Origin of the sequence: uncultured Tateyamaria sp. (assembly GCF_947503705.1) — a bacterium.
Classification (GTDB): Bacteria; Pseudomonadota; Alphaproteobacteria; order Rhodobacterales; family Rhodobacteraceae; genus Tateyamaria.
In genome coordinates, this window is sequence record NZ_CANNES010000007.1 from 180,760 (window position 1) to 198,891 (window position 18,132).

Consider the following 18,132-nt stretch of genomic DNA (forward strand, 5'->3'; position numbering starts at 1 on the left):
AGGATGCCGCTTTGGCGCGCGCAACGAGTGACCTATGTTGGGGATCAAAGGGAGTGCTGGCATGGCATCGAAAACGCAATGTGACGTTCTGATTTCCGGCGGCGGTATCGCCGGGCTGACAGCGGCGGCCGCCTTTGGCACAGTCGGCTTTGACGTGATCTGTGTCGATCCAACTCCGCCGGTGACCGAGCGCGAGGCCGAAGGGGCCGACATGCGCACCACCGCCATGCTGCAACCCGCGCGCGACATGCTTGAGGCCGCAGGTCTGTGGGAGGCACTCGCCCCCCATGGCGCCCCGTTGCAAGTGATGCGGATCGTGGACGCAGGCGGCCCCGATGGCACACCCCGCGACGTCAAGGATTTCAAAGCCTCCGACGTGTCGGACCTGCCCTTTGGGTGGAACTTGCCCAACTGGCGTCTGCGCCGCGAGATGGTGGCGCGTCTCAAGGCTATGCCCAATGTTGATTTCCGCCCCGGCACGGGCACCACCACCTTGTTCACCCGTACCGCCGAAGCCCGTGTGGGCCTGAGCGATGGCGACCACCTGCGCGCCCGCCTCGTGATTGCGGCGGACGGGCGCGGCTCTCCCATGCGGCAGGCGGCGGGCATTGGGGTCCGGACCAAACGCTACGGTCAGAAGGCGCTCGCCTTTGCGGTGACCCATCCGATCCCGCACGACAACGTCTCCACTGAAATCCACCAAACCGGTGGCCCCTTTACCCTTGTGCCGCTACCCGATCATGAGGGCCTGCCCTGCTCTGCCGTGGTGTGGATGGATGATGGCCCGGCCACAGCAGCGCGCTTTGCGACAGAGGTGCCGGAGTTTGAAGCTCAGATGAGCGCGCGAAGCTGCCATCTTTTTGGCCCTCTGACTTTGGCCTCGCGCCGCACGATCTGGCCCATCATCAGCCAGCAAGCGGAGCGGTTGAACGGCGTTCGCCTCGCCTTGATCGCCGAGGCTGCCCATGTGGTGCCGCCGATAGGGGCACAGGGGCTCAACATGAGCCTCGCCGACACCCGGACCTTGCTGGATCTGGCCAGGGCACGACCCGAAGGTTTGGGTGATGCCACGATGCTCGAGGCTTATCACAAGGCGCGCATCGGCGACATTCGGATGCGGGTCACAGGCATCGACCTTTTGAACCGCACCAGCCAGGCGAAATTCCCCCTGATCCGCGACGCGCGCGCTTTTGGCCTCAAGGCGCTGCATGACATCACGCCAGTCCGCAAAACTCTGATGCAGCTTGGCCTCGGCACCCGCGACGGAGGCTGAACCTGCGGGGGCTGACACCTCCGACTTATAGGGATGATCGTAATCGTCGTTCCCTGCTTCTCTGTTCCCAAAAACCCCGGAGGAGGGCCGCATGGCCCGAGGGGCACAAGCCCCCGAACCCCTTTCGCTTCAAAGCACTTGGTCAACCACCCGGCGCAACCGTGCCACGGTGCCGTCCACGTCATAAAGCTTGTCCAGACCAAAGAGCCCGATGCGGAACGTTCGAAAATCCGCTGGCTCGTCACACTGCAACGGCACCCCGGCGGCGATCTGCATCCCCTCGGCCGCGAAACGTTTGCCTGTTTGCACATCCGGATCGGCGGTATAGCTGACCACAACGCCCGGGGCCCCGAACCCGTCCGCAGCAACCGATGTCACCCCCTTTTCCGCAAGCATGTCGCGCACCGCGTCGCCCAGGGCCCATTGCGCCTCTTTCAGCCGCTGAAATCCATAGTCGCGCGTCTCGATCATCGTGTCGCGGAAATCGCGCAAGGCGTCCGTGGGCATGGTCGCGTGATAAGCGTGCCCGCCATTCTCATAGGCCATCATGATCTGGTGCCATTTCTTGAGGTCGATGGCAAAGCTGTCAGATGTCGTCTCATCGAGCCGCGCCACAGCCCGGTCCGACATCATCACAAGGCCCGCGCAGGGTGACGCGCTCCACCCCTTTTGCGGGGCAGAGATCAGAACATCGACGCCCAGCGTGCGCATGTCAATCCAGGCACAGCCAGACGCAATGCAGTCAAGGACCATCAACGCCCCCACCTCATGGGCCGCCGTCGCCATGGACGCAACATAGGCATCCGGAAGGATCACGCCCGCGCTGGTTTCCACATGAGGGGCAAAGACCACATCCGGCTTTTGCGCATGGATCGCCGCCACAACCTCGTCGATCGGCGCAGGCGCGAAAGGTGAAGGCGACGCGTTGCCAGTCTGGCGCGCCTTGAGAACGGTTGTTGAGGCGGTTAGCCCGCCCATCTCGAAAATCTGGCTCCAGCGATAGCTGAACCACCCGTTCCGCACGACCAGAACGTCAGCGTTGCGCCCAAATTGGCGGGCCACAGCCTCCATCCCGAAGGTGCCGCCACCAGGGACGATCACGACCGCATCGGCGGCATAGACCTCCTTGAGCATGGTCGAGATGTCGTTCATCACGCCCTGAAATGCGCCGCTCATATGGTTCAGCGACCGGTCAGTGAACACGACCGAGAATTCTTCAAGCCCCTGCGGGTCAACAGTATCCAATAGTGCGGTCATGGCATGTTCCTTTGTGTCTGTTGGCACTGGACATAGCCGGACGCGACGGTTTGGGCAAAGTCTACTTGGGTACACAATCGCTGCAATGCGGCAACCCGCGACGCCTATGGGAACGGTTTATTGCGGATCGTCACCCAAGGGGCCGGGCCTGCGCTCTTCGCTCAGCAGCACGTTGGCCTCGACCTCGCCCGCGCCCGGCAGGGTCATGATCCGCCGCCGCAGGACCCGTTCAAAGTCCGGCAAGTCCCGGGCCACGACGCGCAGGCGGTAGTCATAAAGGCCCAGCACGTGTTCGACCGTCTGAACCTCGGGAATGGCACTGACTGCACGCTCAAAATCCTCAAGACTGACGCGACCCTTGGTGGCCAGTTTGACGCCCAGAAAGACGGTGACGCCGAAGCCAAGCGCTTGACTGTCCAAGCGCAGCCGTTGACCGCGGATCGCCCCGCTGTCGCGCAGCCGTTTGATCCGCCGCCAGGCCGCTGGTTGCGACAGGCCACAGGCCCGGCCCACGGCCCCTGCCCCTTGGGTTGCGTCCTCGGCCAGCAGGCGCAGGATCGCCAGATCGGTGTCATCCAGATCGGTCATAGCGGCAGCGTTTCTTCGCTCTTGATCCGGGCCACATGCATCAGCGCCTCGATGTCGGCGATATGGGGCAAGGTCAGGATACGGCTGCGATACAGGTGCTGGTAATGGGGCATGTCCCGGGCAATCACCGACAGGCGCACATCAACCCGGCCCAGAAAGGTCTGTATCTCGATCACTTCAGGCACATCGCGCGCCGCCTCGATGAACTGGTCAAAGGCGCTGCGTTGGGTCTTGTCCAAGGTTACGCGCAACGACACTTCAACGGCATAGCCCAAGGCGGCCCAGTCAATGACCGCCTGCACCCCCTGCACCACACCTGCCTCACGCAGTCGCGCCTGACGCCGTCCCAGTTGCCCAACGCTCACCCGCGCCCGTTCTGCCAGTTCCGCAGGGGCAAGATCGGGGGCGGCCTGCCATTGCCGCAGGATGCGACGGTCCGTATCATCGAGCATGATTTTTTCGAGTATTTGAAGAACAATGAATGATTACTCCTTCATTGATCCAAAAATATGCAAATAGCAACCGTGCGTCCTCGGAAATCCGTTCGTATAAGGCACCTCAGATATCAACCCGGAGGACCGAACATGCGTGTATATTACGACCGCGACTGCGACATCAACCTGATCAAGGACATGAAAGTGGCCATTCTTGGCTATGGCTCTCAGGGCCACGCCCATGCGCTGAACCTGCGCGACAGCGGTGCCAAGAATGTCGTTGTAGCCCTGCGCGAAGGATCAGCCTCAATCGCCAAAGCCGAAGGCGAAGGTCTGAAAACCATGGGCATCGTCGAAGCGGCGGCCTGGGCCGACCTGATCATGTTCACCATGCCCGACGAGTTGCAGGCCGAAACCTACAAGAAATACGTCCACGACAACATCCGTGAGGGTGCGGCCATTGCCTTCGCCCACGGCCTGAACGTGCACTTTGGCCTGATCGAGCCCAAGGCAGGCATCGACGTGGTCATGATGGCCCCCAAAGGCCCCGGTCACACCGTGCGCGGCGAATATGTCAAAGGCGGCGGCGTGCCCTGCCTTGTGGCCGTCGACAAGGATGCGTCGGGCCGTGCGTTGGAAATCGGTCTGTCCTATTGCTCCGCCATCGGTGGCGGCCGTTCCGGCATCATCGAGACCAACTTCCGCGAAGAATGCGAAACCGACCTCTTTGGCGAACAAGCCGTGCTATGCGGTGGCCTCGTCGAACTGATCCGCATGGGCTTTGAAACGTTGGTCGAGGCGGGTTATGCGCCCGAGATGGCCTATTTCGAGTGCCTGCACGAGGTCAAACTGATCGTTGACCTGATCTATGAAGGCGGCATCGCCAACATGAACTACTCGATCTCCAATACAGCCGAGTATGGCGAATACGTGTCCGGCCCCCGCATCCTGCCTTACGACGAGACCAAGGCAAAGATGAAAGCAGTTCTGACCGACATTCAGAACGGCAAGTTCGTGCGCGACTTCATGCTGGAAAATGCAGTGGGCCAGCCCTCGTTCAAAGCGACCCGTCGCATCAACGATGAGCACCAGATCGAAGCCACAGGCGAAACCCTGCGTGCCATGATGCCGTGGATTTCCGCGGGCAAGATGGTCGACAAGTCGAAGAACTAAGTCGGTTCGATCAAATCTCGGGAAAGGCCGCCGCAAAAGCGGCCTTTCCTTTTTCTGACAGGCGGATCGCGCGGCTGCCCGTGTCGCGGTGCATCCAGCCTTGATCCTCCATCCGGCTCAGAATGGCGCGCCCCAATGATCCCGCCAGATGATTGCGCCGTTCGGACCAATCCAGACATGTGCGGCACAGGCGCGTGCGGCCCTGTTCCAATTGGCTCAGGTCAATCCCAAAAGCGGTCGCAAACGCGCGCCCAGCTTCGGTCAATCTCGCATCTTCCCCGTCTTCCAGCACCAAACCACGTGCGATCAGGCTGCGATACATCTGGACGCCCATCCGCCCCGCCAGATGGTTATAGCATACCCGCGCCACCTGCATCTGCGCGTCGCGCGGCCCTGTACGAACGCGTGTAGGGCCCCGGTTCGCGGCCAACCCCATCAACGCTTCCAACACGCCTGCCACTTCGGCATCGGCCAGTTGGAAATACTTGTGTCGCCCCTGTTTGCGCGGTGTGATCAGATCAGCGCCTGCGAGCTTTGACAAATGCCCGCTGGCCGTGGGCAGCGCCACGCCTGCCTCTTCGGCCAGTTCTGACGCCGTCAGGGCCCGCCCGTCCATCAGCGCCGTCAGGATATTCGCCCGCGCCGGATCACCGATCAGCGCCGCGATGTGAGAAATGTCTGGACCTTCCTTCATAGTTTGATCTTAGCCGAAGCATTCGCGCATATCAAACTGCTAAACCCCGGCCAGCAACGAAAGGACATTCCATGCTGACCTGTATCATCCAATACCAGATCGACCCGACAAAGCGGGCGGAATTTGCCGCATATGGGGCGCGCTGGGGGCAATGCATCCCGCGCTGTGGTGCGGATCTTGTGGGATATTTTGCCCCGCATGAAGGGTCATCGACCCTTGCCTACGGCATCTATCATGTTGAAAACCTTGCCGCTTATGAAGAATACCGCGCACGCCTCGCCGCCGATCCGCTGGGCCGCGAGAATTACCTGTTTGCACAATCGCAAAAATTCATTCTCAAGGAAGACAGGACATGGTTGACGAACGTGTCCGCACCAAAGGGGGGCTGCGCATGATCGCCGTCATTTTCGAAGTCTGGCCCAAGGACGGTCACCGCGCCGCCTATATGGAGCGTGCCGCAGCCCTTAAACACCACCTCGCCGATATCCCCGGCTTCATCTCGGTTGAGCGGTTCGAAAGCTTGATGGAGCCTGGCAAGCTGCTGTCCCTTTCCTTTTGGGAGGACGAAGCCGCGTTGGAGCATTGGCGCAAGCTGCCGGATCATCGAGGGGCGCAAACTGCAGGTCGCGAGGTGCACTTTGACGACTACCGTCTGCGTGTGGCGGGCGTGATCCGCGACTATGGCATGACAGAACGCGATGAGGCGCCCGCCGACAGCAAGGCGCTGCATGACCACTAGCCCAAATATCACCTCCAAAAGCTGGCTGATGGTGGTCACGCTTGGGCTGACCTGGGGCGGCACCTTTCTGGTGACCGAACTCGCCCTTGAGGGCATCACGCCCTTTTGGCTTGCGGCGGGGCGCATCGGCTTTGCCGCCCTTCTCATGACGGCGATCTGGCAAGGGTTGGGCGGTAGGCTTTTTGCCGAACGGCCCAACACATCCGCTCTGCTGTCACTGGCGGCCATCGGCGGTTTCAGTTCGGCCATTCCCTTCATGCTCCTCGCGTGGGGGCAACAATTCGTGACCTCCGGCTTTGCGGGGGTTTCCATGGCATCGGTAGCGCTGATCGTGCTGCCCTTGGCGCATTTCTTTGTGCCGGGCGAGCGGATCACATGGCGCAAGGCGGCGGGCTTTGTCATTGGCTTTTGCGGGGTCTGCGTGCTGATCGGGGGCCAAGCGTTCGAGACAAGCGGGGCCGCGATGGAGACTGCCGGGCGCATGGCCTGCGTGTCGGCGGCGTGCTGCTATGGAATCTCTTCCGTGCTGATGCGCCGATTGCCCGCGATTGATCCCATCGGGTTGTCGACCGTGTTGCTGATCATCGCCGCCGGGATCACGATCCCCGTGGCCTGGAGTGCCGAGGGGCCACCACCCCTCCCAGATCAACGCACTCTGATCGTGATCGCCTTCCTGGGCCTCGTGCCCACCGCTGCGGCCAACATATTGCGGGTGCTGGTCATTCGCAGCGCAGGCCCTGTATTCATGTCGCTCACCAACTACCAGGTGCCTGTCTGGTCGGTGGTCATGGGGGCAGTTCTTTTGGGCGAGCCTTTGCCACCCAGTCTACTTTGGGCGATGGCATTGATCTTGTCGGGCGTAGGTCTCAGCCAATATGGCGCGCTTCGTCGCCTCTTTGGACGTGGCTAGGCCGTCACCGCCGCCTCGACCGCCTGAACAACATGATCAACGCTGGCATTCAGAATGCCTTCGTCCTCGCTTTCGGCCATAACCCGGATCAGGGGTTCGGTGCCCGATTTGCGGATCAGCAAGCGGCCATTGCCTGTCAATTGTGCCTCCGCCTCGGTAATGGCCGTTTTCACGCTTTCCATGTCGAGAGGGGTTTGCCCGGCGGCAAATCGCACGTTTTTGAGCAGCTGCGGCACCGGATCAAAGACGTGCAGCACTTCGCTGGCCTTTTTACCCGATTGTACAAGTTCGGCCAGGAATTGCAGCCCGGCCATGAGTCCGTCGCCAGTGGTGGCATAGTCCGTCATCACGATGTGCCCGGATTGTTCGCCACCAAGGTTAAAGCCGCCCTGGCGCATCCGTTCGACGACATAGCGGTCACCGACACCTGTACGTTCCAGGCTCACACCGTGGCCTTGCAGGTACCGTTCAAGCCCCAGGTTCGACATGACCGTGGCCACAAGAGACCCACCTTTGAGCCGCCCTTCGGCAGCCCAACGGGCGGCCATCAGGCCCATGAACTGGTCGCCATTGCCGACCCGTCCCCGCTCGTCCAACAAGATCACGCGATCCGCGTCACCATCAAGGCAAATTCCAACATCCGCACCATGGGCCACAACCGCCTCAGCCGCCGTTTGCGGATGGGTGGACCCGCAGCCTTTGTTGATATTGTGCCCATTAGGCGCCACGCCCACCGGGATCACCGTTGCGCCCAATTCCCACAGCGCCTCGGGGGCGACGCGGTAGGCGGCCCCATTGGCGCAATCAATGACAACCTTGAGCCCGTCCAAGCGCATCTGGCGCGGGAACGAAGACTTCACCCGCTCCACATAGCGATAGCGCCCATCGTAGACATGCTTGGCGCGCCCAATATCGGTGGCATCCACCGGATCGACGCCGGTGACCACCAATTGCTCGATTTCGGTCTCTGCCGCATCGCTCAGCTTGTAGCCATCGGGGCCAAAAAACTTGATCCCATTGTCTGTGGCCGGGTTGTGACTGGCCGAGATCATCACGCCCAGATCGGCCCGCATCGACCGCGTCAGCAACCCGACGGCAGGCGTGGGTACCGGGCCCAGCAGCAGCACATTCATCCCCGTGGAGGTCAGCCCGGCGGTCAGCGCGTTTTCAAACATATAGCCCGACAATCGCGTGTCCTTGCCGATGACAACCCGGTGGACCGACTCGCCGTCGCGCTTGAAATACCGTCCGACCGCAGCGCCGAGGCGCAAAGCCATTTCCGCAGTCATGGGGCTTGTGTTGGCGGTGCCGCGCACGCCGTCGGTGCCGAAAAGTTTGGTCATGTCAGGGATGTGCCACAGAGGCGCGCCAAAGCGCAATGGCCTGCGCGTGATCGGCCACATCATGCGCACGGATGATCTGGACCCCTTGGGCCATTGCGGCGAGAGCGACAGCGATAGAGCCAGGCGCGCGATCATTGGCATCGGGCGTGTTCCCGATTGTCCCGATGAATCGTTTGCGCGAGGCCCCTAACAGGATCGGTACGCCCAGCCCATGAAACAGGCTGATCCGGTTAAGTATGGCCAGGTTGTGATCCAACGTCTTGCCAAAACCGATGCCGGGGTCGGCGATGATGTTGTGCCTTGGAATTCCAATGGCGGTCAGAAATGCAATCCGTCCAGCCAGGAAATCATAGACGTCCAGCACCACGTTTTCATAGCTCGGGTTCTGCTGCATCGTTTGCGGATCGCCTTGGGCGTGCATCACACAGACGGGAACACCGCGCGCTGCACAAAGCGGGGCAAGGTCCGTGTCATAGGTAAATCCGCTGACGTCATTGACGATGGTGGCGCCCGCATCAAGTGCGGCCTCGGCCACCGCCGCCTTGCGCGTGTCAATCGAGATCGGCGTCTTGATCCCTGCCCCGCGCAGGGCCGCAATCACGGGGGCCGTCCGTAAGACTTCGGCGTCAATCGCAACGGTCTGCGCCCCGGGCCGGGTCGATTCGCCCCCGATGTCGAGGATTGCGGCACCTGCCCCGATCACGGCATGGCCATGGGCGACGGCTTGGGCCACTTCGGCAAATTGACCACCGTCGGAAAAACTGTCGGGCGTGGTATTGAGGATGCCCATGAGGGCCTGATCCATGCGCGCAGATGCAAAGCGGGCACGCTCGGCGTCACTCAGATCAGAAACCGGGATGATCTGTGGTGCAGCACCGCGCGATAAGACCTCCACATGCGTGAACCAGCACATGCCAAAGCGCTGCGCATCATCCGGTGCGGCGGGCCCCACCTGCATCAACGGCCGCAGATAGGGGCGCATCACAACGTGGCTTGGCTGACAGGCACGGTGCGCAGTTTCACTGGTGCATCCACAGGGCCATCATCGCCGATCACCAGCATTTCGCGGGCATCAAAGGTTGCCGCGAACCACGAGGCCAGCGCCACTGCATCAGCGCCCTTGGCCGACGGCCCATCCACCGCATCGAGCACGATCTTTGACGGCGCCCAGACGCAGATCTGTCCATTGCGCATCGCCCAATCCAGCTCGGTCCGCGTGTCCACCACCTTGCAGCGGGCATCGCGCGCGGCCAAAACCCATGCGTTTTGCTCGATGGCCAGCAGGTCGACGCGGCGCTGTGCCAGCGGATGATCGGCCTGCGGGGCGGCCACATCTGTAGGGCCTACGCAAAAGATAAGCGGACGGCCCATCGCAGCCAGCTGATCAATCCAGCCGGTCAGATGGGGCGACGCGATGGCGGCGTTGGACAGATAGACCAGTTCGGGATGCAGAGTTTCTTCTTCAGGGGCCGCAGCGGCCACTACGGTTTCGCGACTGCGCACGATCTCGACGCCCAGGGCTCCGGGCCCTCGGTCCAGCTTTTCCACCCGGACGAAGACGCGCATCGCCTGAGGCTCCAGAAGGATGCGGTCGGCCACGCGTTCGGCCACCGTTTCGAGCAGGTTCAGACGCTCATCGGCCAGTTCAAAGGCGATGGCCTCGGTCACTTTGTCATAGCTCAGGATACGGTCCACATCGTCGTCGATGGGCCCGGTCAGCGGGCGCACCTCAACCACGATGTTGAAACAGACCCGTTGAGTCACGCCCCGTTCGGCCTGAAACGCGCCAATCTCGACCTCGACCGTATGGTCGCGCACCGAAATACGATCCAGCGGGGTCGTAGTGGCCGTGGCCTCGGACCGCTCTGAGGGGTGCGAAAACGCAAGACGGATTTCAGACGCCATGGTGCACGGCCTTTTTTTAAACGTGTATCGCCGCCCTTTTAACGCCGTGCGCTAACGAAACCAGCGGCAAAGACGCCGCGCCCCGGTGCAAAAGCGTCACACACCCCAATCAGTTGGAGGCAGTTCGGAAGGTATGGCGATAAAACAGGTGCACGCCGATGGCAGCCGTTTTGGTATAGACCCGAGCCCAGCTGGGGCGCACGGCGGTGGTGTGATAATGCGTGGCGCCGTTGGTCAGGTCCGGCGCACGGCCGTCAAGAACCGCGCGGGCCACTTTGCCCACACGTTCCCAAGCGCGCGGTTCTGCGATATGTTCGGGGTTGCCGTCACAGGTATAGGTGAACTGGCACTGGTATTTGCGCCCTGTACCCTGGTTGATCACACCGCAGACACTGCTGGGAAAACGGGCGCTATCGACACGGTTCATGATGACCTCTGCCACCGCGAACTGGCCCTTGACGGTTTCGCCACGCGCCTCAAAGTACAACGCCTCTGACAGGCATTTCCAATGTGGCCCGCCCGTCGCCTTGGGTTGGCTGTCGATCCAGGAACGTGCAAACTTTACGTCACCCACTGCCTCAGGCTCGACCAACAGGTTTTGCAGCCGCGTTGCGGATAGACCGCGCAGACCGTCTTTTTCCGCTTTGATCAGCGCGTTGCCTGCCTCGTCATCCGCCGCAAAGGCGGGTGTCACGGCCAAAACGGCCACGGCGACCGCTGTCTTGAATATGCTGCGCATTGAATGCCCCAGGTTATTTCAATTCGGGGCATTTAGAGAAAAATCGCTCAAAGGTCTACCGGACCGGCGAAAAGGTCGCAGGCACCAGCCAAGTCGCGCCGACAGTTCCTGGTCGCTTAAGCCTTATGTAGGGCCATCCTCTGCGGCCCTCACTGGATTTTGTGGCCGATCGCCAATTGCGCTGCGGCAAGCCGCGCCACTGGCACTCGGAAGGGGGAGCAGGAGACATAGTCAAATCCGGCGGCCCGGCAAAACGCTATCGATTCGGGGTCGCCGCCATGTTCACCGCAGAGTGACAGTGTGATGCCTGGCCGAGACGTGCGCCCGCGTTGCGCTCCCAAGGTCAACAGTTCGCCCACCCCGTCGATATCAAGCGAATGAAACGGGTCTTCGTCAAAAACCTCCTGACGAACATAATCCGACATGAACCGGCCCGCATCATCGCGGCTGAGACCATAGGTCATCTGCGTCAGGTCATTGGTGCCAAAACTGAGAAAGCTGCAATGCTGGGCGATGTCACCAGCACGCAAGGCAGCGCGGGGCGTTTCGACCATCACGCCGAGGCGAAAGGTAAAATCGGTGCCCTTTTCGGTGCGGACAGCTGCGGCGATGGCATCAATGCGGGATTTGACCAGTTCGACCTCGCGCTTGGCACTGACGAGGGGGATCATGATCTCGGGCTCCACCGGGTCGCCATCACGGCTCGCCTCTATGGTCGCCTCAAAGATGGCGCGGGCCTGCATTTCGTAAATCTCGGGCACGGTGACCCCCAACCGAACGCCGCGCAGTCCCAGCATGGGGTTATATTCCACCATCGCTTCGACCCGCCGGATCACATCGGACAGGGGCAGCCCCAGCGCATCGGCAAGGCCATGCTGGCCATCACGGTCAGTGGGCAGAAACTCATGCAACGGCGGATCAAAGAGACGGATGCAGACCGGTTGGCCCTGCATAATTTTGAAAAGTTGCACAAAATCGGTGCGCTGCATGGGCAAGAGCCGCTCCAGCACCGCACGGCGGTCGTCGCTCGTCTCGGCAAAGATCATCTCGCGCATGACAGTCAAGCGACCCGGTTCAAAGAACATGTGCTCCGTCCGGCACAGGCCAATGCCTTGGGCCGCAAAGTTGCGCGCGGTCTGAGCATCCGCCGGGGTATCGGCATTCGCCCGGATGCCGATATCGCGTTCGGCATCGGCCCAATCCATGAGGTCCTGGAAGGCATCGTCGAGGGCGGCTTCCTGCATTTCGGGCGCGCCTAGAAGGATCACGCCATTGGTGCCGTCCACGGTCACCGTCTCGCCCGCCGGGATCACCCGGCCGTCCTTGGTCAACAACTGGCTCTTGCGGGTCTGAAAACGGATGTCGCCCACGCCCACCACGCAGGGCAGACCAATGCCGCGCCCGATCACGGCTGCGTGGCTGGTGATGCCGCCCCGTTCGGTGATGATGGCCTTGGCGGCATGCATGCCCCGGATATCTTCGGGTGAGGTTTCGCGGCGGACCAAGATGCAATCTTCGTCCCGCGCGGCGCTGGCCTGGGCTTCGGTGGCGGTGAAAACCAGTTTGCCCGTGGCGGCACCCGGGCTGGCGGCGATGCCTGTGCCCAACACGTCACGTTTGGCATGCCGGTCGACCTGACGGTGCAGAAGCTCGTTCAATGTGCCCGGCTCGATCCGCATCAACGCGTCCTGGATCGGGATCACCTTGTCGCGGGCCAGTTGCACCGCAATGCGCACGGCAGCACGCGAAGATCGGGCAACGCGCACCCCGTCCAGAATGTGCAACTCTCCGTTTTCAATGGTGAATTCGACCTGCATTTCCTCGCGCAGGCGGGTCCGCATCAGACGCGCGTGTTCCACCAATTGGGCAAAGCAATCGGGCACGCATTCCTCGAGCGAGGGGCCGCGCGGGTCGCGCGAAATAAAAAGGCTCGCATCCCCCAAAAGCGCATCACGCCCCTGGCTCTGGCGCAGATAACGGCCGGTGATCTGCGGCAGGCCGGTTTTGGAGGACACAAGTTGCAGCACGCCAGAGCCGCATTCGCCCTGCCCGACGCCGTAAGCCATCTGTTGCACCACAAGGCCCAGGCCCGCATCGGCGGGCGCGCCCTTGGCCTGACGCAGCAGCCGGGCCGATGTGCCCTCCCAGGCGCGGGCCATGGATTTCAGCACACCCGCCAATTGTTCGGCGCGGGTCGTAGGAAAGGGGATTTCCTGTTCAACTTCATAGGCTTGCAGGACTTGTTGCAACGCCCCAGGCCCCTCGCCTGTCACGTCGTCGAACATATCGGGGTCCAGCCGGTCCACGTGGATCGCATAGCTTTGGACAAAGCGGGTAAAGAGGGCAGAGGCGGCATCTGTACCAAGGGTGGCACAAAGCACTTCGTAGCGCGCGTCGTTCATGCCGATGTTCAGGATCGCAGAGGGCCCGCCCCAATCCGGATCTTCGGAGGACGGGCGCACGCATAGCAGCGCGTCCTGGGGGAATTCACCCAAAATCGCTTCGATATCAGGGAGATGGCCGTTGGCGATGTCATGCACAGCGTCAAAAGACAGCGCCACGGTGGTCGGTACAGGCAGGTCCAGGCGGGACAGTCGCTGCAAGCATTTCGCCCGCCCACCATGTGTCGTTGTGGCGATGGGGGCGATGGGCGTCACGAGCGTGGTATTTGGGTTATTCTGCACTGCAGCACCTTCCTTCGTGGCCGCAGCATAGGCTGTAAACTTTGTCTGACAAGATGGCGCGCGCCTAAAAAACGGGCTCTGTGACAGGGGGGCACCCTTTAGAGCGCCTCTGGTGCCGAATGCGCGCGTTCATTTGACCGCTTTCGCAACGGTTTGGACGCGATTTGGGGGCTCTGCATGTCGGGCTATTCGGCCATCCCCCGCGAGTTTTTTGGACCAGAGAAAGGGCTAGCCGTCTATCTTGGTCAAGTCCGCCACGCTGAGGCAGAGGGTGCGGATGCGGCTGAGCAGGTTGAGGCGGTTGCGCCGGACTGTTTGATTGTCGGTATTGATTTGGGTCGCTTCGAAGAAGGCGTCGATGGGGGTCCGTAGGCTGGCCATGGCCGCCATGGCGGTTGTGAAGTCCTGTTCGGCCATCGCGGGGGTTATTTCCGCCTCGGCTGTGTCGAGGGCTGCGAACAGCGCGCGCTCTTCCTCCGTCTCGGCGAATTTGACGTCGGCACCATAGGAATATTCGACACCGTCCTGCGTTTCGGCTTGGGTCAGGATGTTGTTGGCCCGTTTGAAGCCCTGGATCAGGTTTTCGCCGTCATCGGTTTTGAGCGTTTCGGAGAGGGCCTTGGCCCGTTTGACGAGGAGAGTGAGGTCGTCGTTTTGGGGCATAGCGATGCATGCGTCGATGATGTCGTGGCGGATGCCTTGATCGCGGAGATAGACTTTGAGGCGGTCGTGGAAGAAGGCTAGGAGGTCTTCAACGATAACCTTCGTTCTCTTCAACTCAAAAGGAACAACTTCGCCGCCACCAACAAACGCCATTTCGTCGTCGCCCAAGTAGAGGTTCCTAGGTTTCTCAAAAGTGACGTAGTGCGGTTCCACTTCGTTGCGGTCATATCCCGACATAACCAGCTGGCTATCTTTCACACCTTGTTTTCGCCCACCATCTGGAATGAATACATTGAATGAGCTCTCAAATGACTCATACACAATATGCGCTGCCTCAATGGCCATTCGTTCAAAATGCAAGCGAATGTCGTTCTCCAAGAGCAACCGAATTACCCCCAAAGCCGCCCGCCGCAGCGCGAAGGGGTCTTTGCTCCCCGTCGGCTTCTCGTCAATCGCCCAGAAGCCCGTCAGCGTGTCAAGTTTGTCCGCCAGTGCGACGGCCACCGAAACCGGTGCGGTTGGGACCTCGTCGGATGGGCCGAGCGGGGAATAGTGTTCTTGGGCTGCCGCAGCGATTGCTGCGTCGCGGCCTGAAGCTTCGGTATAATAACGCCCCATAAGCCCTTGAAGTTCCGGAAATTCATAGACCATTTCGCTGCTGAGATCGGCTTTGGCGAGGCGTGCGGCCTCTTCGGCCATGTCGGGGTCTGCACCAACCACCGGGGCAAGTTCACGCGCCAGTGCGGCGATGCGGTTGATCCGGTCGGCTTGGGAGCCTAATTTGTTATGGAACGTCACGTTTTCAAGCGCTTGCGTCCAGACATTCATATCAGACTTCGCCACGCGCAGGTCGTTTTCCCAGAAGAACTTCGCATCCGCCAAACGCGCGCTCAGCACCTTTTCATTGCCCGCCAGAATCGTAGCCCCATTGTCCGCCGTTTCGCGGTTGGCGACGGTGACGAACCGTTCGATCCGGCCCGTTTTGGGATTACGGACCGAGAAGAATTTTTGGTGTTCCTTCATCGAGGTTTGCAGAACTTCGGGCGGTAACCCGAGGAAATCATTGCCAATCTTTCCCATCAGAACCACGGGCCATTCGACCAGACCCGCGACCTCGGCCAAGAGCCCCGCATCCTCGACCACCTCAAGACCGCTCGCAAAGGCGGCATTCGTGGCATCATGCCAGATCGCCTGCGCCCGCTCCGCCGGGTCCAGCACCACAAAGGATCGCTTGAGCTTTGCCGTGTAATCCTCAAAAGACACTACAGAAAATGAGCCCGGCGCCATGAACCTGTGCCCTTGGGTCGTGTCGCCCGAAGTGATCCCGTCGACGTCCATGGGCACCAAGGTTGCCCCAGCCTCATCCGACAGAATGCAAAGGATCGAATGGAGCGGGCGCACCCATTTCAGCGCGCCGCTGCCCCAGCGCATGGACTTGGGCCAGGGGAAATTGCGGATCGTCGTCTCGAGCACCTCGGCGATGATCTCGGCCGCGGGCCGCCCCGGCTTTTCTATTACGGCAAACAAAACATTGCCCTTAGGCGTCTCGCGTGTCTCGACCTGATCGCGGGTCAGGCCCGCGCCGCGCAGGAACCCTTCGATCGCTTTTTCGGGCGCGTCGGCCTTGGGGCCTTTGCGTTCTTCGCGCGTGGTGGGCGAATTGGCGAGCAGCCCCTCAACCGTCAGCGTCAGACGGCGCGGGGTGGTGAAGGCGGCAGCGGAAGCATAGGTCAGCCCCGCCTCGACCAGACCGTTTGTGACCAGCTTTTGCAGGTCCTCGCCTGCGCGTTTCTGCATCCGCGCGGGGATTTCTTCGGAGAAGAGTTCGATCAAAAGGTCCGGCATTATTCAGTGTCCCGTCTGGGGCATTCTTCGCCCACTATCGTTCCGTCATAGGCTTTTTCGCCGCAATCGTTCAGTTCGTGCCAGACATAGCCGCGCCCGTCCTGGGTGATGGCCACGATCCGGTCGACGCCAAATTCGATGTTTTTCTGCGCGAGAAACGGCAGTGCGGTGCCTGCGTCCAGTTCCGCCGCGATGGCAGGTGCATCAAAGCAATCAAACCACCCGGGCGCGTTGCGCGGCGTGGCATCTTCCAGCCCGACATAGGTTTCGGTCAGCAGCGCAAGGCTGAGTTCGGTGGTAAAGCAGGCGCGGTAGCGGATTGGCGAACTGTCGGCGTCGATTGCCTCGAAATTGGTAAAGGGGATCGGTTCGGGCAGGTCGGTGACAACCGAGACCAATTGCACCTCTTCGGCCTGAACCGTTTCATAAAAGCCGTAGACTTGCAGGTAGTAGAGGGCGATACCGCCGATCACAGCGCTCAGCATGATGAATATCCCGATGATTTTCCCGCTCATGACGCGTCTTTTCCAAAGCATAGGACATTGCCGTCAGGGTCGGTGACTTCGATCTCGCGCATGCCGTAAAAGGTGACTTCGGGCCCTTTGTAAGGTTGGTTCAGTGCGTCCAGGTAGGCGATCATTGCATCCATATCCGGCACGTAGAAATAGGCGCGCCAGTTGTCCCAGGCCTCGCCCGCGCCGTCCCAACTGTGCAGAAAAATCTGCGCCTCGCCTGCGCGAAAGATGCCAAAGCCGATGGTCGGATCGCCCGCTTCGCTCACAACAGTGTCAAAGCGCAGCACGTCCATATAGAACGCCTTGGCCCGCTGGTAGTCAGAGACGCGCAGCACAGGTGTGGCGTTGACATAGCTCACGCCGCGTCCTCCGGTTGCCAGCCACCGGCCCGCGTTTGCACAAAGGCGTCGGCGCATTGCTTGGCCAGCGCACGCACCCGCCCGATATAGGCCTGCCGTTCGGTGACGGAGATCACGCCCCGTGCGTCGAGCAGATTAAAGATGTGGGAGGCCTTGATGCATTGGTCATAGGCGGGATGCGCCATGATGATCCGCTTGCCTGTCTTGGGATCCTCATGGGCAAGTCCAAGGATCTTTTCGCATTCGGCTTCGGCTTCTTTGAATTGGTCCAACAACACGTCGGTATTGGCCACATCAAAGTTCCAGCGTGCGTATTCTTCCTCGGTTTGTTTGAAAATGTCGCCATAGCTCAGCGGGATGGCCGTTTGCGGGTCGTTGAATGGCATGTCCATGACGTGATCGACGCCCAGGATATACATCGCCAGACGTTCCAGTCCGTAGGTCAATTCGCCAGACACCGGGTGGCAGTCGTGCCCGCCAACCTGTTGAAAATATGTGAACTGCGACACTTCCATTCCGTCGCACCACACTTCCCAGCCCAGCCCCCAAGCGCCCAGCGTTGGGCTTTCCCAATCATCCTCAACAAAGCGGATGTCATGCAGGGCCATATCGACACCAATGGCTTGCAAGGACCCAAGATAGAGCTCTTGCAGGTCGGGCGGCGACGGTTTGATGAGCACTTGGTATTGATAATAATGCTGCAAGCGATTGGGGTTTTCACCATACCGTCCGTCTGTTGGACGACGCGAGGGCTGTACATAGGCGGCGGCCCAAGGCTGCGTACCCAGACTGCGTAACGTCGTAGCAGGGTGAAACGTGCCCGCGCCCACTTCCATGTCATAGGGTTGCAGAACGGCGCAGCCTTTGGTCGCCCAATAGGTCTGAAGCCGCAGGATAATCTCCTGAAACGAGCGGGGCGTGTCTGGGGTCTGTGACATGGGTCTGCCTGCCTTTTGAATCCGGCTTCTACCTACGGCCCGGCCCGGGGATGGTCAATTGCGCGTTATGCCC

Annotated in this window: 18 protein-coding genes; 5 read left to right on the top strand and 13 right to left on the bottom strand. The window is 61.0% G+C overall.

Annotated elements, in window-relative coordinates; all coding sequences use genetic code 11:
• The first annotated feature begins 61 nt into the window (after window positions 1-61).
• The gene (locus Q1A44_RS16015) at window positions 62-1,273 is read left to right on the top strand and encodes a UbiH/UbiF family hydroxylase (RefSeq protein ID WP_299627290.1); all 1,212 of its coding nucleotides are present in this window, start codon (window positions 62-64) and stop codon (window positions 1,271-1,273) included.
• 129 nt (window positions 1,274-1,402) lie between these two features.
• Here Q1A44_RS16015 and Q1A44_RS16020 read toward each other — a convergent pair whose 3' ends face one another.
• From Q1A44_RS16020 to Q1A44_RS16030, 3 genes are all read right to left on the bottom strand, one after another.
• The gene (locus tag Q1A44_RS16020; RefSeq protein ID WP_299627292.1) at window positions 1,403-2,530 is read right to left on the bottom strand and encodes an aminotransferase class V-fold PLP-dependent enzyme; all 1,128 of its coding nucleotides are present in this window, start codon (window positions 2,528-2,530) and stop codon (window positions 1,403-1,405) included.
• Between the two features lie 117 nt (window positions 2,531-2,647).
• Window positions 2,648-3,118 (bottom strand): Lrp/AsnC family transcriptional regulator, encoded by a 471-nt coding sequence (locus Q1A44_RS16025; protein ID WP_299627294.1) that lies wholly within the window; start codon window positions 3,116-3,118, stop codon window positions 2,648-2,650.
• Entirely contained in the window at window positions 3,115-3,570 is a 456-nt protein-coding gene (locus Q1A44_RS16030) for an Lrp/AsnC family transcriptional regulator (RefSeq protein ID WP_299627296.1), read from the bottom strand. Before Q1A44_RS16030 ends, Q1A44_RS16025 begins: the two co-directional genes overlap by 4 nt.
• Before the next feature lie 132 nt (window positions 3,571-3,702).
• On the opposite strand from Q1A44_RS16030, the gene ilvC reads away from it, so the two are divergent.
• Window positions 3,703-4,725: a ketol-acid reductoisomerase gene (ilvC, locus tag Q1A44_RS16035; protein ID WP_299627298.1), complete on the top strand. Its 1,023-nt coding sequence runs from the start codon at window positions 3,703-3,705 to the stop codon at window positions 4,723-4,725.
• 10 nt (window positions 4,726-4,735) lie between these two features.
• Here ilvC and Q1A44_RS16040 read toward each other — a convergent pair whose 3' ends face one another.
• Window positions 4,736-5,419, bottom strand: coding sequence for a winged helix-turn-helix domain-containing protein (locus Q1A44_RS16040; RefSeq protein ID WP_299627300.1), 684 nt, complete (start codon window positions 5,417-5,419; stop codon window positions 4,736-4,738).
• 71 nt (window positions 5,420-5,490) lie between these two features.
• Here Q1A44_RS16040 and Q1A44_RS16045 point away from each other — a divergent pair, with 71 nt between their 5' ends.
• Genes Q1A44_RS16045 through Q1A44_RS16055 form a run of 3 tightly spaced genes read left to right on the top strand, consistent with a single transcriptional unit; the run spans window position 5,491 to window position 7,068 of the window.
• A complete protein-coding gene (locus Q1A44_RS16045) occupies window positions 5,491-5,814 on the top strand; it encodes an NIPSNAP family protein (protein ID WP_299627302.1) in 324 nt (107 codons plus the stop codon).
• Window positions 5,811-6,158, top strand: coding sequence for an antibiotic biosynthesis monooxygenase (locus Q1A44_RS16050; protein ID WP_299627372.1), 348 nt, complete (start codon window positions 5,811-5,813; stop codon window positions 6,156-6,158). The genes Q1A44_RS16045 and Q1A44_RS16050 overlap by 4 nt, the downstream gene beginning before the upstream one ends.
• Complete coding sequence (locus tag Q1A44_RS16055; protein WP_299627304.1) at window positions 6,148-7,068, top strand: DMT family transporter; 921 nt, start codon at window positions 6,148-6,150, stop codon at window positions 7,066-7,068. Before Q1A44_RS16050 ends, Q1A44_RS16055 begins: the two co-directional genes overlap by 11 nt.
• Here the strand turns inward: Q1A44_RS16055 and glmM are convergent.
• The 9 genes from glmM to Q1A44_RS16100 form a co-directional block, all read right to left on the bottom strand.
• Window positions 7,065-8,411 (bottom strand): phosphoglucosamine mutase, encoded by a 1,347-nt coding sequence (gene glmM, locus Q1A44_RS16060; protein WP_299627306.1) that lies wholly within the window; start codon window positions 8,409-8,411, stop codon window positions 7,065-7,067. The two genes, Q1A44_RS16055 and glmM, sit on opposite strands and share 4 nt — an antisense overlap.
• Window position 8,412: 1 nt before the next feature.
• On the bottom strand, window positions 8,413-9,393 hold the full coding sequence (folP, locus tag Q1A44_RS16065) for a dihydropteroate synthase (RefSeq protein WP_299627308.1): 981 nt from the start codon (window positions 9,391-9,393) through the stop codon (window positions 8,413-8,415).
• Complete coding sequence (locus tag Q1A44_RS16070; protein WP_299627310.1) at window positions 9,393-10,316, bottom strand: dihydroneopterin aldolase; 924 nt, start codon at window positions 10,314-10,316, stop codon at window positions 9,393-9,395. The genes folP and Q1A44_RS16070 overlap by 1 nt, the downstream gene beginning before the upstream one ends.
• Before the next feature lie 109 nt (window positions 10,317-10,425).
• On the bottom strand, window positions 10,426-11,055 hold the full coding sequence (locus Q1A44_RS16075) for a cell wall hydrolase (protein ID WP_299627312.1): 630 nt from the start codon (window positions 11,053-11,055) through the stop codon (window positions 10,426-10,428).
• A 149-nt stretch (window positions 11,056-11,204) separates the two neighbouring features.
• Window positions 11,205-13,739, bottom strand: a complete 2,535-nt coding sequence (locus Q1A44_RS16080; RefSeq protein ID WP_299627314.1) for a putative PEP-binding protein — start codon at window positions 13,737-13,739, stop codon at window positions 11,205-11,207.
• Between the two features lie 228 nt (window positions 13,740-13,967).
• On the bottom strand, window positions 13,968-16,247 hold the full coding sequence (gene glyS / locus Q1A44_RS16085) for a glycine--tRNA ligase subunit beta (protein WP_299627316.1): 2,280 nt from the start codon (window positions 16,245-16,247) through the stop codon (window positions 13,968-13,970).
• Window positions 16,247-16,762 carry a DUF6446 family protein gene (locus Q1A44_RS16090; protein ID WP_299627318.1) on the bottom strand — a complete coding sequence of 172 codons (516 nt, stop codon included), beginning with the start codon at window positions 16,760-16,762 and terminating at the stop codon, window positions 16,247-16,249. Before Q1A44_RS16090 ends, glyS begins: the two co-directional genes overlap by 1 nt.
• Window positions 16,759-17,121, bottom strand: a complete 363-nt coding sequence (locus Q1A44_RS16095) for a glyoxalase superfamily protein (RefSeq protein WP_299627320.1) — start codon at window positions 17,119-17,121, stop codon at window positions 16,759-16,761. Before Q1A44_RS16095 ends, Q1A44_RS16090 begins: the two co-directional genes overlap by 4 nt.
• The gene (locus Q1A44_RS16100; RefSeq protein WP_299627322.1) at window positions 17,118-18,059 is read right to left on the bottom strand and encodes a glycine--tRNA ligase subunit alpha; all 942 of its coding nucleotides are present in this window, start codon (window positions 18,057-18,059) and stop codon (window positions 17,118-17,120) included. Before Q1A44_RS16100 ends, Q1A44_RS16095 begins: the two co-directional genes overlap by 4 nt.
• Window positions 18,060-18,132: the final 73 nt, after the last annotated feature.

Bases quoted from the DNA above. Each gene is read 5' to 3' on its own strand.
- ilvC (WP_299627298.1), top strand. From the start codon at position 3,703: ATGCGTGTATATTACGACCGCGACTGCGACATCAACCTGATCAAGGAC.
- Q1A44_RS16055 (WP_299627304.1), top strand. From the start codon at position 6,148: ATGACCACTAGCCCAAATATCACCTCCAAAAGCTGGCTGATGGTGGTC.
- Q1A44_RS16075 (WP_299627312.1), bottom strand. From the start codon at position 11,055: ATGCGCAGCATATTCAAGACAGCGGTCGCCGTGGCCGTTTTGGCCGTG.
- Q1A44_RS16030 (WP_299627296.1), bottom strand. From the start codon at position 3,570: ATGCTCGATGATACGGACCGTCGCATCCTGCGGCAATGGCAGGCCGCC.
- Q1A44_RS16020 (WP_299627292.1), bottom strand. From the start codon at position 2,530: ATGACCGCACTATTGGATACTGTTGACCCGCAGGGGCTTGAAGAATTC.
- glmM (WP_299627306.1), bottom strand. From the start codon at position 8,411: ATGACCAAACTTTTCGGCACCGACGGCGTGCGCGGCACCGCCAACACA.
- Q1A44_RS16045 (WP_299627302.1), top strand. From the start codon at position 5,491: ATGCTGACCTGTATCATCCAATACCAGATCGACCCGACAAAGCGGGCG.
- Q1A44_RS16050 (WP_299627372.1), top strand. From the start codon at position 5,811: ATGATCGCCGTCATTTTCGAAGTCTGGCCCAAGGACGGTCACCGCGCC.
- Q1A44_RS16040 (WP_299627300.1), bottom strand. From the start codon at position 5,419: ATGAAGGAAGGTCCAGACATTTCTCACATCGCGGCGCTGATCGGTGAT.
- Q1A44_RS16100 (WP_299627322.1), bottom strand. From the start codon at position 18,059: ATGTCACAGACCCCAGACACGCCCCGCTCGTTTCAGGAGATTATCCTG.
- Q1A44_RS16090 (WP_299627318.1), bottom strand. From the start codon at position 16,762: ATGAGCGGGAAAATCATCGGGATATTCATCATGCTGAGCGCTGTGATC.
- Q1A44_RS16025 (WP_299627294.1), bottom strand. From the start codon at position 3,118: ATGACCGATCTGGATGACACCGATCTGGCGATCCTGCGCCTGCTGGCC.
- folP (WP_299627308.1), bottom strand. From the start codon at position 9,393: ATGCGCCCCTATCTGCGGCCGTTGATGCAGGTGGGGCCCGCCGCACCG.
- Q1A44_RS16070 (WP_299627310.1), bottom strand. From the start codon at position 10,316: ATGGCGTCTGAAATCCGTCTTGCGTTTTCGCACCCCTCAGAGCGGTCC.
- glyS (WP_299627316.1), bottom strand. From the start codon at position 16,247: ATGCCGGACCTTTTGATCGAACTCTTCTCCGAAGAAATCCCCGCGCGG.
- Q1A44_RS16015 (WP_299627290.1), top strand. From the start codon at position 62: ATGGCATCGAAAACGCAATGTGACGTTCTGATTTCCGGCGGCGGTATC.